At 36.7% G+C, this 15,515-nt stretch carries 12 protein-coding genes and 1 riboswitch; of the genes, 6 read left to right on the plus strand and 6 right to left on the minus strand.

Going from position 1 to position 15,515, the window contains the following annotated elements; genetic code table 11:
• Positions 1-3: 3 nt before the first annotated feature.
• The 3 genes from D8M06_RS15265 to D8M06_RS15275 form a co-directional block, all read right to left on the minus strand.
• Positions 4-1,266 carry a SpoIID/LytB domain-containing protein gene (locus tag D8M06_RS15265; RefSeq protein WP_121205457.1) on the minus strand — a complete coding sequence of 421 codons (1,263 nt, stop codon included), beginning with the start codon at positions 1,264-1,266 and terminating at the stop codon, positions 4-6.
• A gap of 569 nt (positions 1,267-1,835) precedes the next feature.
• A complete protein-coding gene (locus tag D8M06_RS15270) occupies positions 1,836-4,907 on the minus strand; it encodes an AAA family ATPase (protein WP_479680827.1) in 3,072 nt (1,023 codons plus the stop codon).
• Positions 4,908-4,951: 44 nt separating this feature from the next.
• Positions 4,952-6,145, minus strand: a complete 1,194-nt coding sequence (locus D8M06_RS15275) for an exonuclease SbcCD subunit D (protein WP_121205459.1) — start codon at positions 6,143-6,145, stop codon at positions 4,952-4,954.
• Positions 6,146-6,470: 325 nt separating this feature from the next.
• Between D8M06_RS15275 and D8M06_RS15280 the strand changes: the two genes are divergently transcribed.
• The 6 genes from D8M06_RS15280 to D8M06_RS15305 all read left to right on the plus strand — a co-directional run bounded on the left by D8M06_RS15280 (position 6,471) and on the right by D8M06_RS15305 (position 13,170).
• Positions 6,471-6,851 (plus strand): SLAP domain-containing protein, encoded by a 381-nt coding sequence (locus tag D8M06_RS15280; RefSeq protein ID WP_121205461.1) that lies wholly within the window; start codon positions 6,471-6,473, stop codon positions 6,849-6,851.
• Between the two features lie 134 nt (positions 6,852-6,985).
• On the plus strand, positions 6,986-9,316 hold the full coding sequence (helD, locus tag D8M06_RS15285) for an RNA polymerase recycling motor HelD (protein WP_121205462.1): 2,331 nt from the start codon (positions 6,986-6,988) through the stop codon (positions 9,314-9,316).
• A gap of 99 nt (positions 9,317-9,415) precedes the next feature.
• Positions 9,416-9,523, plus strand: a riboswitch (TPP riboswitch).
• A gap of 103 nt (positions 9,524-9,626) precedes the next feature.
• Complete coding sequence (locus D8M06_RS15290; RefSeq protein ID WP_121205463.1) at positions 9,627-10,214, plus strand: YkoF family thiamine/hydroxymethylpyrimidine-binding protein; 588 nt, start codon at positions 9,627-9,629, stop codon at positions 10,212-10,214.
• Between the two features lie 13 nt (positions 10,215-10,227).
• Positions 10,228-10,833 (plus strand): ECF transporter S component, encoded by a 606-nt coding sequence (locus tag D8M06_RS15295; protein ID WP_121205464.1) that lies wholly within the window; start codon positions 10,228-10,230, stop codon positions 10,831-10,833.
• Positions 10,814-12,394, plus strand: coding sequence for an ABC transporter ATP-binding protein (locus D8M06_RS15300; protein WP_121205465.1), 1,581 nt, complete (start codon positions 10,814-10,816; stop codon positions 12,392-12,394). The genes D8M06_RS15295 and D8M06_RS15300 overlap by 20 nt, the downstream gene beginning before the upstream one ends.
• Complete coding sequence (locus D8M06_RS15305; RefSeq protein ID WP_121205466.1) at positions 12,391-13,170, plus strand: energy-coupling factor transporter transmembrane component T family protein; 780 nt, start codon at positions 12,391-12,393, stop codon at positions 13,168-13,170. The genes D8M06_RS15300 and D8M06_RS15305 overlap by 4 nt, the downstream gene beginning before the upstream one ends.
• A 221-nt stretch (positions 13,171-13,391) precedes the next feature.
• Here the strand turns inward: D8M06_RS15305 and D8M06_RS15310 are convergent, their stop codons facing one another.
• The 3 genes from D8M06_RS15310 to D8M06_RS15320 all read right to left on the minus strand — a co-directional run bounded on the left by D8M06_RS15310 (position 13,392) and on the right by D8M06_RS15320 (position 15,366).
• Positions 13,392-13,871, minus strand: a complete 480-nt coding sequence (locus D8M06_RS15310; protein WP_121205467.1) for a DinB family protein — start codon at positions 13,869-13,871, stop codon at positions 13,392-13,394.
• 216 nt (positions 13,872-14,087) lie between these two features.
• Positions 14,088-15,116 (minus strand): spore photoproduct lyase, encoded by a 1,029-nt coding sequence (splB, locus tag D8M06_RS15315; protein ID WP_121205468.1) that lies wholly within the window; start codon positions 15,114-15,116, stop codon positions 14,088-14,090.
• Positions 15,109-15,366, minus strand: a complete 258-nt coding sequence (locus D8M06_RS15320; protein WP_121205470.1) for a transcriptional regulator SplA domain-containing protein — start codon at positions 15,364-15,366, stop codon at positions 15,109-15,111. The genes splB and D8M06_RS15320 overlap by 8 nt, the downstream gene beginning before the upstream one ends.
• Between the last annotated feature and the right edge of the window lie 149 nt (positions 15,367-15,515).

Consider the following 15,515-nt stretch of genomic DNA (forward strand, 5'->3'; position numbering starts at 1 on the left):
TGTTTATTTTATTTGGGATATGTCCGTTTTTGGGAAGTAGAATTGAATAATTTCCTTATAGTTTTTTCCTTTTTCTCCCATTACATAGGCACCCCATTGACTCATACCTACTCCATGACCATACCCTTTTCCTTTCATGGTATATGCTTCATCTTCATTTTCTAAAGAATCAATAAGATAACTTTTAAATATCGTTCCTCCTATCATTGGACGAATACGGTTTAATTTTACATCATCAAGGTTTATCCGTTGATATAATACGGTTCCTTCAAATAACTTCCATAAAAATTCAACTGAAATCGATCCTCTTACACTTCTGTCGGACGCAAGCTGTTGATCTGTTAACTCGAATTTTGGGATTGAAAGAATCTTAATCTCACCAGGATACCCATGGTTGTTTAACCATTTTTTTATAGATGACGTAATTTCTTTATCTTTCTCTTTTGTACTTCCCCACCAATCTGGATTATACCAATCCATATTATCAACATCGACCTGTACCTTGTTTAAAGTAAATTCCCACGGGTGTGTTGGATCGTAGGGATCATCTTTTATCGGGAAAAATGGCAGCGCCTTTCCTCCCCACACATGAGAGTTGTTTTCCGTAACTCCCCCATTACTTGCTGAGTAAAATGCATCGATAAGTTGATTATCGTAAGTAATAACTTCTCCCTTTGTTTCCTCGACGGCTTTTGTAGTATTTTCATTCCAAGTATAACCACCATAAACTTGATAACTGATGGTATCATCAATTTCCTGGTCCAAATGGGATGCAGCATATGTTCTCGCTGCAAGCGCCTGTGCCTTCAACGTTTCAAGACCCCAATCCGGGAATACCTCAAATGGAACAACTCCCTTCAAATAATCTTCTAAAGGGAGCTGATTAACTGGACGAATGAATTCCTTATCCTCCAATCGTAACTCCACTGCACCTAAATATGGCCGATCATTTATCTGAATCACATGTTGGTAATCATAATTATTGGGGATAAGTACAAGTGATTCTTGGATTCTATACGTTTCCTTTCCTTCTCTCAAAAAGAGAGAGCCTTTTTTTGCAACTAACTGATAAGTAACACCCTCTTTTAATTCAATGGTAGGGTCAAATGTGAAATAATCCCCTTTCAACTGGAAACTAACCTTTGATGTATTGCCAATATAGTTTACTAATCGAACGTGCATCATATCTTCAGAAGAAGCTGCTTTGGCTGAATCAGGGATTAATACTGCGAAAACCAACATTAAAATTAGCATGATGTCTCTCATTTCGTACCATTCCTTAGTCTGTAGTTAATGTTTTTAATTGCTTTCTATTCCTTTCTAGAGGTTAAAACTCAGAGGCTCTTTTCTAAAATTTGTTGCTTTTTGTAATGTGACTTTGGTCATATTTTGTATAGAGTTCTAATATCTTTAATTCAGAATAGTGTAGCTCTCGCTCACACTTATGTTTGATATGTGCGATCATTCGCTCCGGCAGAATACTTACAGTTCGCGGGCACGGCCTCAGCCTCCTCTCGGAAAAACATACCTGCGCCTGCGTCTACTAGTATCGCTCCGAAGTAGGCTTCCTCACCAGCTCCCCGCGGAAAGCGGAGTGTATTTCCGTAGCGGGGTTAACGAATCGCTCCATTAGTTATTTATTCTGAATTAAATATATCAACCGTTTCTATCAACTACGACATTTAAAAAGCAACAAAATATACGAAAAGCGCCAAACTCAATTAACTTTTTTACCTAACTCTACTTGTACTGCAATACTAGTACTTTGTATTTTTAGTTCTAATTATTCCCAACATAAAAAAACAGAATCCATCCAAGGATCCTGTTTTCATTATTTATTTCACAACGATTTTAGTACTGCTGTATCCTTCTTTTGTTTTAGCGACTTCTAAAATTGCCGGGAACATATTTTTTAAATCTTGTACATGGGATATGACACCAATCATTCTTCCTGTTTGCTGCAATTCAATTAAAGTATCAATGGCTTTATTTAGTGCCTCTTCATCTAGAGAACCGAAACCTTCATCAATAAACATCGTTTCAATTGAAATGTTTCCTTGAAAGCTTTGAATGACATCAGACATGCCTAGGGCTAAACATAAAGAAGCATTAAATTTTTCTCCTCCTGATAATGTTTTTACGTCCCTAGTTTGTCCAGTGTACGTATCATAAACATCAAGTCCAAGTCCACTCTGTTTTCCATGTGATTCTTGACGATCACTTCGAATTAAATAAAATTGCCCATTTGAAAGTCGTTTTAAACGCTGATTTGCGGCTTCAATAATTCTCTCCAAATACTCAATTTGTAAATAGCGTTCAAAAGATATACGCGAGTCATTTTGTCCACGAATGACATCATATAAATCTGTAATCGTTCCTAGTTGTTTTTCATAATTGGCCACTTGTTCATTCACTTCAATAATTTTTGTAATCATTTTTGCAGATTCTTGATAATATTCTTTGGACAAATTTAATTGCTGTAAAGCAGATTCATAGCCGCTCTTTAATTCGACAAGTTTTTGTTCGAGAACAGTTAAGTCAACTCTTTCTTTATTTTTCAATGTTAATTCCAATTCCATGACTTGCTGTTTCAAACTAGATAGATTTTCTTTAAACCCTTGAATAGCTGCTTTCATCTTTTCACGCTCTGTTAGAGGTATCTTTGCTTGGTGATATAGATCCACAGAAGTAAACTTGGCGTCTGAAAGCTGACTTTCAAATGCTATTTCTGCCTTTTCTCGCCTAGTTTGAGTTTCATTTAGTTGTTGTTCCTTATTCTCTAGGTTTGTAGCTGCTTTAGTGTTTTCTTCTTTTGCCTTTTCTAATAACTTCTGGGCATTCTCCCAGTTCTTTTCTAATCTCTTATATAGTTCCACGGTTTCGTGAATTTCTTTTTCAAGTATCGTTAGATCCTGTACAGATTCTGGGATTTTACTCACTCTTTCTTCATAACGTGCTTTTGTTGTTTCATAGGATGTTTTTTGCTCTTGAAAAGCTTTATCTAATAGCTCTTTCTTAGATTCAAGCTGTTTGATTAAAGTAACTTCCCTATCATAAGCAACTCTTAACTTACGTAATTGCTCATGTTGTTTATTTAGCTGCTCTACTTCCGTACCAAGCCTTTTACCATCTGCTATCAACTGTTCATTAACAGCAAAAGCATCTGTAACTGGAACATTTAATTCAGCAAGTTCCTCTGCTTTTTCCTTTTGATTAGTAGTTTTAGTTTCAAGAATCGCAAGTGCATTGCGGTAAGAACTTTCTAATTCATCGAGCCTTACCTTTAATCTGTCTAATTCGTCTCTTGTAGTTATTTGGCCATTTTCAGCGGCCTTTTTTGGATGATCCAAACTCCCGCATACCGGACATGCTTCCCCATCATGTAGATGTGCTGCTAGCATACTTGCTTGATTATTCATCCATAAAGCTTCTTTCTCACGATAGGTATCTTTTAATTGTTGAAAAGCTTGTTTCTTTTGCTTCATTTCTTCTTGTTTAATAGTTATTTCTTTGGTTAAATTAATATAATCTCGTAATACGCGTGCCTGTTCACGCATTTCATGTAATTTTTGTTGTTTAGATGGTAGGTGGCTTGTAGCTTCTTCCAATAATTTAATGTTTTTACTTTTTTCGTCTGCTGTTTGATTTTTGTCTTTCCAGTCAGCTTGTACTTGTTCTAGATCACTGTATGCTTGATTTGCTTTGTTTCTTAGCACTTGCAACTGTTTTTTCATTTGATCTATGTCTTGAACCATTGGTAAAAACTCATGCAGGCGATCTAGTTTTTTACTGATCTTCTCGCGTATGTCTTTCTTTTTCTCTTCCTCGTTGTAGGCAGCTTCCGCATTCTTAAATTGCTCATCTGACTGTTTCTTGTTAATTTGGGCATTTTGTAAGAGTAGAAGTTTCTGTTTTTCTTCCTTTTTCCATTCCGCTGCTTGTTTTTCATAAATTTCAATACCACTGGCCCGCTCTGCATCTGCTAATTGCTTTTCCTGCTTTTCCATGCTTGGTATCTTTTCTTCCAGTTCTTTTAATTTTACTTTCTTTTGATCTAGTTCGATAAAACGATCATTAACTGCTTTTGTTTGATAATAAATGTTTTGCTGCTTGTCATGCTGCTTATACGCTTCATCATATTTCTTTTGATCCAAATCAATTTTCTCGCGATAAAAGAATACTTCTTTTTCCAAACCCGAAATAATTTGATTAACATTAAAGTGTTCCTCGGATAGTACTTGAAATAAATGAGAGTCTTTTCTTTCAGGTAAGACAGCAAAAATATTTTGAATTTGGTTATCTCTCGTTTGTTTTAGTTGATCAAATTCCTGCTTGACAATGGATTTTTTCTGCTTCAACAATTCTCCTATTTGCTTATAGGATTCGGTTTTAAAAATTCTCCTTAGAATTTCTTCCTTATTTTCTGTTTCTGATGTAAGTAATTTACGAAATTCACCTTGTGGCAACATGACAATTTGCTTAAACTGATCTTTTGTCAGTCCAATAATTTCTTCTACCTTTTTATCAATCTCTGAAACAATTTGTCTGTCTACACAAGGAATTTCTGTTCCATCTACTATTTCATAAAATTCATACTTCTCACCGGTTTTTGTTTTATTCCCTTGTTTCACATGTCCAAGTTGCCGAAGAATACGATAGGTTCTTTGATGAAGTTCGAACACTAGTTCAACTGCAGTATGTGTATCATCTTCAGCAAAATCACTGCGGAGCATCGCAGTATTCTCTCTATCTGAACCACTAGCACTTCCATATAGGGCGAAACTTATCCCATCAAAGATAGTTGTTTTACCAGCACCAGTGTTGCCTGAAATCACAAAGAGATGATTTTGTTCTAGTTCTTGAAAGTCAATTGTTTCGGTATATTTATAAGGCCCAAACGCCGTCATTGTTAATTTGATTGGCTTCAAAAGTCTATACTCCCCTTTAAGTATTAGTTTTTAATGGCTTCTCGTTTTCTATTATCTACTGATTCATTTTCTTCTTTAAGCATTTCATCAAGCGCCTCTTTAAAAAGATTTTCTGTATCTTCATTTGGTACTTTTCCTGACACTTCTTTATAGAACGCCTTAAAAAGGTCAAAATCGCTCATGCTGCTACGATTAACTTTCGTTTTTTCTTCACCATTATCGAAAAGGTTTATGTTAAGATTCTTCCTCTCCACATGCATTGCGTTTGGATAAACCGAGCGAACCTTCTCCATTGGGGATAATACAGGTGCTTCATCAAGTAAACGGACGAAAACATAATCTTCATTAACAGGCTGTGTAAGTAGTTCTTCCATGGTTGCTTCAACCGTTCGAATATCACGTCTTGGGGTAAGATGTCTTTTTTCAATCGATACATTTCCTTCTTCATCCATCTCAACAACCAGAAAACCTTTTTTATGGCGTTCTTCTGATACTGAATACTTTAAGATAGAACCGGAATAACGGATGGTTTCATCGGAAACATAGTGGGCCTGGTGCAAGTGGCCAAGCGCGGTGTAATGAAAGGCTTTAAAATGTTGGGCGTTAACATATTCTGCTCCGCCAATTGATAGTGGTCTTTCGGAGTCACTTGTATTTTCTTCAGCTTTTCCAAATGGAGTTACAAAAGCATGTCCTACATAAACATGACGACTATTTGGATCCATGTCCATCGTGATTTTTTGGATAGTCTTCTCTGCAGCTTCATCATGGGAGCGAATCTCCTCATCTTCTAAAACAGTACGCACCACACTTGGATCACAATATGGAACAAGATGAAAATGTACTTCTCCATGCTCATCGTTTATGACTACGGGTTCTAGTTCCTTGGAGAAATTCCCAACAATATGAAAACCGTTTGCTTTCATCATTCTACTGCCAAAATTCAATCTGCTTGGGCTATCATGGTTACCTGCTACTGCTATCACTGGTGTTTTCAGTTTTAATACGATTGTTTCCAGCACCTCATCTAGTAAATGTACGGCTTCTGTCGGAGGCACGGCTCGATCATACAAATCTCCCGCAATTATGACGGCATCCGGCTTTTCCTCCTCAATAGCTTTTACAAATTGCTTGAGTATATAGCCTTGGTCTTCGGTCATATATACACCTTGAACCAATTTCCCCAAATGCCAATCTGCTGTATGAAAAATTTTCATAACGGTAACCCCTCTCTTTTCATTTAATCTATTTAAAAAATCATGATGTACCAAAGGAAAAACAGCCTAATTTCTCTAACTGTCAAAAAAACATAAATCTATTATAACATCTATAAAGTCCAATGAGACCCCCACATTTTGGATGAGCCTACTTGGGTGCCTGGCACTCCCCGATTATTGTCGAATGCTAGACTGCTAGTGTATATTGGTTTATCCAGATTAAATTTAGTGGCTGGTGCCTGGCACTTGTCGAATTTGTTGGGTATTCTAATTTATTGCTGTAAAATGGGGTTAGTATCTTTTATAAGAAAGCAGGTGCTATAGAGTGAAGCAAAAGTTACAATTTGAATCAGCCTGGGATAGAACTATTGCAGATAAGGATCGAAAAGAAATTATAGAAGTTTTTCGAAATACCGAAATAAAACCGAAAAGGATTAGTTTCACTCCCTTAAAGCAAGCTATTAATCATAAACGTGAATTATTGATAACTGTCCTTATCCATAATTCGACGCAGGAAGACTTTACCTTTAATCAAACAAATTTATCTTATTCAAAAAATAATCAAGTTATGGCATCATCTACGTTCTATCTGCCTTCTTTAACAATAGAAAAAGGGACAAGTATGCCTTGGACTTTTATTTTTCCAAGTTATCAAAAAGGAAACAACGAGACATATAAAGATGGAAAACTCTTCTTTAACAATTAAAATTCCAGTTTTTTTAACCGATTATAAGGGAAAGCATGGATATTGAGATACATTATCGAATAAACTACATACGATTCGTTATTATAAAAAGTAAACATTGATATATATTATGGATTTGAACGGGGTTGATTTGAATGAATCAAAAATCAGAAAATCAAACAGAAAGTCTAACGAAAGACCGGTTGGAAGAGGAGCATAGAGTTAAGTATGTCCACAGCGTTATTGATGAAAAACAAAAAACAATAAAAACCAAAACATCTGGTCTGAAAGAAAGTATTGTAGATTTACGAAAGGATTTTTGGGACGATGTTACCGTCAATTTAGATGAACCAGACGATGTAATTGAAACCCAAGCAAGTCTGAAACAACAGGCTGAGTTTTTAGCAGAACGTGAACGTTCACATGGAAAAATGGATCAGGAAAGAAAAACGTTAGAACGTTTAAAAAGCTCTCCTTATTTTGGGAGAATAGACTTTCAGGAAACGAGTGAAGATGAAGTAGATAAAATTTATATTGGAGTTTCCTCTTTAATGGATAAAGACCAGGAAAACTTCCTCATCTATGATTGGAGAGCACCAATCTCCAGCATGTACTACGATTATGGTCCTGGTCCAGCCCAATATAAAACAACCGAAGAAACAATTACTGGAGAAATATCTCTAAAAAGACAGTTTATTATTAGACAAGGTAAACTTAAAGGGATGTTTGACACCGGAGTAACTATTGGAGATGAGTTACTACAGCAAGCTCTTGGGAACAATGCAAGTACCACGATGCAAAGTATTGTAGCTACTATACAAAAGGAACAAAATAAAATCATCCGTAACGAAAAAAGTAACCTACTAATCGTTCAAGGCGTTGCAGGAAGTGGGAAAACTTCAGCTGCCCTGCAACGTATCGCTTACTTAATGTATCGATTTCGAGAAGAATTGAATGCGAATAACCTTCATCTCTTTTCACCAAATCCGCTGTTCTCTAATTATATTGCCAACGTACTTCCTGAGTTAGGAGAAGCCAATATTAATCAGTCAACTTTTCTGGAATTTCTAAGAAAGCGGATTGAAAAATACATGGAAATTGAGTCTCCATTTGAACAAATGGAATTCACCCTCACAGAAAAAAATGCTGATGATTATTCTATTCGCTTAAGAAACATGGATTATAAATCCAGTCTTCGTTTTAAAACGATGCTTGACGATTTTATTTCTGATTTAAAAAATGATGGCATCCGCTTTAAGAATATTAAATTCAGAGATCAAATTCTCATTTCTAAAGAAGAAATTTACGATTATTTTTACTCTATTGATGTAAATATAGACTTACCTAACAAAATGGAACTTGTTGCGAAGTGGCTGTTAACAGAGATACGCAGACACCAAAAGAAAGAAATTTATAAAGACTGGGTTATGGAAGAAGCAGAACTATTAGAAAAAGAAGATTATCAGGATGCATTTTTCAAGAGTCAGGATATGTATGGTGATGAAGATGATCCTATGCTGGAAGAAGCCTACTTGAGGAAAGAAGTAATTAAGCGAGCGTTTGCACCCATAAAAAAACGAATAAAGCATCTAAAATTCGTGAACATACTTGGAACATATCGAAGTCTATTTGAGATTTGGACACCCAAAAATAAACCATCAGATTGGGAAGATATATGCCAGTTCACTGTTTACCAATTAGCACATCGCTATTTGACTTGGGAAGATGCTACTCCTTATCTATACTTTAAAGGTAGATTACTCGGAGATGACGCAGATCGTTCCATCCGTCATTTGTTTATTGATGAAGCACAAGATTATTCTGCATTCCAATTCGCTTTTATCAGACATATTTTTCCATATACGCGAATGACTTTGCTAGGTGATATTAACCAAGGCATATACGCATATACAACAAGTGAAAACCCTCTTATACCGGAGGCCATCCCTGTTAACCATGAACGACTCACACTTACAAAAAGTTATCGTTCAACCAAACCGATAGTGGAATTTTCCAGACAGTTCGCCCCAGGACAAGCAACAATCGAAGCTTTCGAGCGTGAAGGGGAAAAACCAAAATTGATAAAAACAAAGGAAGATGCAGACCTAACTGCAATTTTAACAACGGAAATTAATAAACAGAAAAACAATGGTCATGAAACTATTGCAATTATCTGTAAGACTCTGGCGGAAAGCAATAGAATGTATCACTTATTGCAAGACAAACACACTATTTACCAAATTAACGAGGAGACATATGCCTTTGAAAAAGGACTGCTTGTTTTACCAGTTTACTTAGCCAAAGGGATCGAATTTGATGCTGTTATCCTACCAGAAGCCTCCAAACAGCAATATAGCGATGAATCAGACCGAGCTCTTTTTTACACTGCTTGTACAAGAGCTATGCATGATTTAACAATGATCAGTGCTGGGGAACCCTGTATGTTTATTAACGAAGCTAGTAAGGAAACATATGAGATAAATTAAGATTCACTTATATTTCTACATTCAATTCGTTTTAAAATATCCCTTTACAGAATCAGGTATTATGGTTATTCTAATAATATAGAAAATTGCATATCCGAAAAATAGCACTAGGGGAGCTACTGAAATGTGGCTGAGAAGACTAAACTTGTCTGACCCTTATAACCCGATCTAGATAATACTAGCGTGGGGAAGTGCAGTTCGTGCTGTATAAATTGCGTACATTTTGTTACCATACATACATTCAAACTGCATTCCCCCGTCGGAGTGCAGTTTTTCTTTGTCTTATTTAAATTATTTAGGAGGAGATTTTATGAATAATTATTGTGGAACTAGTAGAATTTCTGGATGTCAGTTCACCCTATATCCGATGAGTGATAAATTTGTAGATATCATATTATCGGCACTAAATGAGGTGGATACATCAAAGGTCTGGAAACAGACGGATGATGTAAGTACGTGTATACGCGGAAAAATGGTTCATATTTTCGACGTGACGAAAGCAATCTTCCTTCACGCTGCTAAAACAGGTGAACATATAGCGATGAGTGGAACATTCTCCATTGGATGTCCTGGTGATTCTGATGCTGATGTATACATGGATAAGACCGATACCCCTATAAACGAGTCAAATGTAAAGGAAATCAATCAAGAAGCTGGCTGCAAATTCTCCCTTTACCCATTAGGGAGAGAAGATTATATGAACGCGATTTATGAACAAATCGATTTATCTAAGCATCGAAATGTTCAAGTAAGCTCAACACATTATGCAACAAGACTTGACGGTGATGTTCATGATATCTTCCAGGCACTGTACCAATCCTTTGATAGTGTACAGGAGCAAGTGTCGCATGTAACAATGACATTTAGTATTTCTGCGAATAGTCCAAGTAATCGTTAAGGGAGTGTAACCTATGGTAAATCAATGGAAGTTGAAAGAGATTGTATTAATGTCTATCTTAGGTGTTGTATTTGGTGTCATTTATTTAGCCTTTTTCCTAGTTGGGCAAGGTATTCGTAATATCCTTGTCCCATTTGGTCTCGGTCCACTTGGTTATGAAGTTATCTTCGGGATTTGGTTTATTGTATCTATTATCGCTGCATATATTTTACGGAAACCAGGTGTAGCTTTTACTGCTGAAGTTATTGCTGGAGTTGTAGAAGTATTGCTAGGTTCAGCAGCTGGTCCTGGACTTATTCTCGCTGCAGCAATTCAAGGTCTAGGTGCTGAATTTGCTTTTGCTATAACTAAATGGCGCGATTATAGACTTAGAATTTTAATATTATCTGGTATTTTTGCCGCATTGTTTAGTTTTGTATGGAATTTATACTCATCCGGGAATATCGCCTTAGCACCAAGTTTGCTGATTGCAATGCTCATCACACGAATAGTAAGCGGTGCGCTTTTGGCTGGTGTACTTGGTAAATGGATAAGTGATCAGCTTGCCAAAACTGGAGTACTTAGAGGATATAAGTTAGGAAAGGAGCTTCAGCGACGTCGTGAGAAAGGTGCAGCCTAAACAAAATCCACTACTAAAAGTAGATCAATTCTCATTTGCCTATGAAAATATCAACAAGCCATTGTTCAAAGAGCTGAATTTTTGCCTATATGAAAACGAAGTTACCCTACTTCTTGGGGCCAGTGGTTCTGGCAAAAGCAGCCTAGCTCTCTGTCTAAACGGTTTATATCCTGATACCGTAGAAGGGGTAACATCAGGTCAGATTTATTATGAGGGAAAAAATATAAGTGACTATCCAAAGGGAGAAGTAAATCAGCAAATTGGGATTGTTTTTCAAGATCCAGAAAGTCAATTTTGTATGATTACTGTGGAAGATGAACTAGCCTTTACTCTAGAAAACAGGAAAGTCCCTACTTCCCGAATGTCAGAACTTATCACGGAAGTACTTCACTTAGTTGGAATGGAAAACTTTAGAACAAGAAAAATTCATGAATTATCCGGAGGACAGAAGCAAAAAGTTGCATTAGCTGCTGTTTTGTTGCTAGAACCAAAATTATTAATATTGGATGAGCCGACTGCAAACTTAGATCCTTACTCAACCTTGGAATTTATAAAATTGATTGAAAGACTTCAAAAAAAGAGGCATTTCTCCATTCTGGTCATTGAGCATCAATCAAATGACTGGACCGAATTAATTAATCGAGTACTTGTCATTGGGCAGGACGGAACAATAAAAGTAGATGATACGTCGGATAATTTCTTTCAGAAGTACCAGCAGTTGTTGTCAAATGAGGGCATTTTTCAGCCCCATGATGTTATGGATATATACAGGTGTCAGGATTACGGGACTGCTTCCCCTTCTGAAAAAGGATGGATTCTTACCATTGAACATTTGCGATACACTAGAAAAGAACAAGCGATACTAAATAATATCAATCTAAAAATTCGCTATGGAGAGTTTATTGCTTTAATAGGAGAAAACGGTGCTGGTAAATCCACACTATTACAGCTTATGGCGGGACTTCTTTTACCAGACGAAGGGGAAGTTCTATTTAAGGGACAATCACTTATTTGCTGGAAGGAGAATGAACTGCGTAAACAGATGGGTTATGTTTTTCAAAACCCCGAACACCAATTTATAACCGATACGGTATATGATGAGCTTACGTTTGCGATGAAATTAAATAATATTTCTAAGACAGATATGAAGGAGATTGCCTCTACTCTAATGACACAATTTCATTTAGAAAAACATCAGTATGACAACCCATTCTCTTTAAGTGGAGGTCAGAAACGCCGTTTAAGCGTCGCTACTATGCTGGATGAAACACCAGATATTCTTCTATTTGATGAACCTACATTTGGTCAGGATGCAAAAACAACACAAGAATTAATGAAAATGATTTGGAAATTAAAGCAGAATGGAACAACAATTATCTTTGTCACTCATGATATGGATATTGTAGATTTAACAGATCGTGCTATGGTTCTCCATAATCAAGAGGTCATTTACGAAGGGGTACCAGAAACACTGTGGCAACAAGAAGAACTATTAAAGAAAACACGATTACGTCCTCCCTCTTGGATAAGAAAAAATGTTGAGTCAGGTGTTTTCTTATGATTTCTTCGGTCAACCCAACTATTAAGGCCATCTCCATACTGGTACCCGGAATTTTTCTTAGCTTTACCTTTGATGTATTTACACCTCTTATTTATTTACTTTTTGTTCTAGCAATCACCTTTACACTAACTAACATCTCTATTAGCAAATGGATAAAAATTTTTAGTCCATTTGTTCTGGTTGCATTGGGATTTGCTTGGATGGCTGCCTTATATAGTAATCAAACCTATTCTTATGGAGAAGTTCATTTCCAATTATGGCATTTTGAAATTACAACAGGCAGTATCCAAACTGGAATTAGTCTTGCACTTCGATCACTTTGTTTTGTCGCGTTATCTTTGTTATTTGCCCTGACCACGGATTCGACCAAGTTGATGCTAAGTTTAATGCAACAATGTAAGCTCCCACCAAAAATTACGTATGGGATTCTTGCTGGATATCGTTTTCTTCCCATATTTAAGCATGAGCTGCATGTATTGAGACAGGCACATCGAATACGTGGCGTATCTAGAACACGAGGGATAAAAGGTCAGATTAATCAATTCCGCCGTTACTCTATCCCATTATTAGCTAACGGTATTCGTAAAGCTGAACGGGTAGCAATAGCCATGGAATCTAAAGGATTCACCGGCGATAAAGAACGTACACATTATCACGACCTAACAGTCAGCAAAAAAGACTGGTACTTCCTTACAATGATTGTAGGAACATTTATCGCCGTTGTAGCAATATCATACTACTTAGGCTACTTAAACATATTTGGCAGGAAATTCTAAGGTGCCTGGCACTCCCCGGATTTTGTCATTTGGTGTCGAATTCGCTGAAGCTAAACGGCTACAGCCCCTGTCATAGTTTATGTACTAGGAAACTGGGGCAATGCTACCTTTTTGGCAAGTTTTTAAGTCGAAGTAATGCAGGTGGGAGATTTATATTTTTTTCCAATCAAAATATCCCAAGCCTACTTTTGCGATTCGTAGGCTTGGGAAATACTTTTATATTATTTAGCTTGTTCTTCTTTAGTTGGACCCATTACACCTGGTACAGGTAATCCTGCTTGACGAAGAAGTACTGTCATTTGACCTCTGTGATGGGTCTGATGATCGATAAGGGTACGCAGCAGGACACCCCTAGGTGTTTCTTTACCAAAACTATCCACTGTTTCTTCCAGTTTTTCATCCGTTAAGTTTTTTTCAACTGCTTGTTTTACATCTTCAGTAATCTTTTTATAAGCTTGTGCAATCTCGCTTGCTTTAGCTGGTACATCACTCGGGTTACCAGAAGCTTTTACTTCTAATCCTACTAATCCTGCGAAAAATGCTGGTGCTGTTGCTAAATGCCAGCCTAGCCACCCAAGTGTACTATGTCCCTCAACTATAGCTTGTCCTAATTTTTCATCTGTAATGGATTCTAAAACCTGAAGCGTCCCCTGTGATGAATTGGACCAATCTTGTAAAAAGTCTTCCACTTTTCTATACATAATTATCTACCCCTTTTCGAAAATGTAAAGCGTTTGTTCCGCTCCATCTATCTGCATTATAACGAATTTTATCCAACATAGTCTAATGTTCTACCCTTTCCGTGGTGCCTGGCACTCCCCGGATTTTGTCAGGATTTGTCGAACCTATATGTATTATGGTTTTGGGCCTGCTTGGTAAGAGTGAAAAAAACCGAGGGGTGCCTGGCACTCCTCGGTTTATGTAAAGTATTCGATTTTTGCTTCCGGAAAGAATTTGGTTATATATGATCCTATTGTATCTTTAATATCTTCTTGTTCCTCATCTTGATAGACATACTTCCAAATACCGTATTTTCCCCATTTCGTTTTTCGTTTTGTTTCGTCTAATTCAAGCTTTGTCATCGGATAATTCTCTTGTATTACCCTTTTAGCGGGTTTAGTGAATCGGTGCTGAATCATTTCAAAAGTTAGATCCTTTCTAGCAAAAGAAGGTAATGCCGCTTCCAACTTTTCAAACATTTCCCGATATCCTTCTTTCCATCCTTCATGTATGTAGATAGGTGCAACGATAAAACCTAGTGGATATCCTGCTTCTGCTATTTTTACTGCAGCTTCTATTCTTTCGTTTAGCCTTGACGTACCAGGTTCAAAGTATTTGATGATATAATCATCATTAATACTAAAACGAAACCGCGTACGGCCGTTATGTTTAGCATCCAGCAAATGATCCACATGAGAAAACTTTGTAACAAACCGTAACCTTCCATGATCAGATTCTCCAAAGTATTCAATAGCCTTTTTTAATGTATGTGTTAGATGATCGACTCCGACAATATCAGAAGTACAGGATGCTTCAAACCGTGTTGGTTCTGGTGCTCGTTCTTTCATGTATCCTTCTGCCGCATCAAAAATCTCATCCACATTCACATAGGTTCGAATATAAGGTTTACTCCCCATCGTTGTTTGTAAATAGCAATAATGACAATGTCCCATACAACCCGTTGCAAACGGGATCGCGTATTCAGCAGATGGCTTAGACGTATCAAATTTTAGCGTCTTTCGTACTCCGACTACTAACGTTGATTTAGCTGTCCGATATTTTTGAAAATGATTATCTCCCGGCAAATTACGAATTTGATTATGCGAAGTAGTTTTCCTAATTTCTATACCCATATTTTCAAATTTATCCATTAATTCCTTTCCCAATGGATACTCCAAAGCACGCGGTTCAACATAGACAAGTTGTGGAACAAATGGTTTAACCATAATAATCTCCCTCATCCAATGTCCCGAATGCCTCTTTATATGCTTGTTCGGCTTCTTCCTCCGATTTATACAGAGCAAATTCCTCAGATAATGGAAAATAGTTTTCGTGTGCAAATAAAGCCAGTTCACCTGGTCGTTCTGGATTTTCTACAATTGCAGCTTGTTGAACGTGCGCTACATCCTGTGCATGAGGATTACGAATGATCATATATACTACTTCTCCTGGTCTGAATTCTTGGTTTACATCCACATTTTCACCTTACTTTCTCCTAATTTGAGAATTAGTATTCCCAATGAGAAAGTTAATATGTAAATTTGTATAGAGTTAAACAGAGTAATAAATTAACGGACGCTTGTAAACTAAATTTTTTTATTTTTCAAGAATATTGTGTATGATAG

The organism is Oceanobacillus halophilus (genome assembly GCF_003628505.1).
GTDB classification, from domain to species: Bacteria; Bacillota; Bacilli; order Bacillales; family Amphibacillaceae; genus Oceanobacillus; species Oceanobacillus halophilus.

Coding starts and splice junctions, on each gene's coding strand:
- splB (WP_121205468.1), bottom strand. CDS start 15,116: ATGGTTAAACCATTTGTTCCACAACTTGTCTATGTTGAACCGCGTGCT.
- D8M06_RS15305 (WP_121205466.1), top strand. CDS start 12,391: ATGATTTCTTCGGTCAACCCAACTATTAAGGCCATCTCCATACTGGTA.
- D8M06_RS15265 (WP_121205457.1), bottom strand. CDS start 1,266: ATGAGAGACATCATGCTAATTTTAATGTTGGTTTTCGCAGTATTAATC.
- helD (WP_121205462.1), top strand. CDS start 6,986: ATGAATCAAAAATCAGAAAATCAAACAGAAAGTCTAACGAAAGACCGG.
- D8M06_RS15295 (WP_121205464.1), top strand. CDS start 10,228: ATGGTAAATCAATGGAAGTTGAAAGAGATTGTATTAATGTCTATCTTA.
- D8M06_RS15270 (WP_479680827.1), bottom strand. CDS start 4,907: ATGACGGCGTTTGGGCCTTATAAATATACCGAAACAATTGACTTTCAA.
- D8M06_RS15310 (WP_121205467.1), bottom strand. CDS start 13,871: ATGTATAGAAAAGTGGAAGACTTTTTACAAGATTGGTCCAATTCATCA.
- D8M06_RS15275 (WP_121205459.1), bottom strand. CDS start 6,145: ATGAAAATTTTTCATACAGCAGATTGGCATTTGGGGAAATTGGTTCAA.
- D8M06_RS15290 (WP_121205463.1), top strand. CDS start 9,627: ATGAATAATTATTGTGGAACTAGTAGAATTTCTGGATGTCAGTTCACC.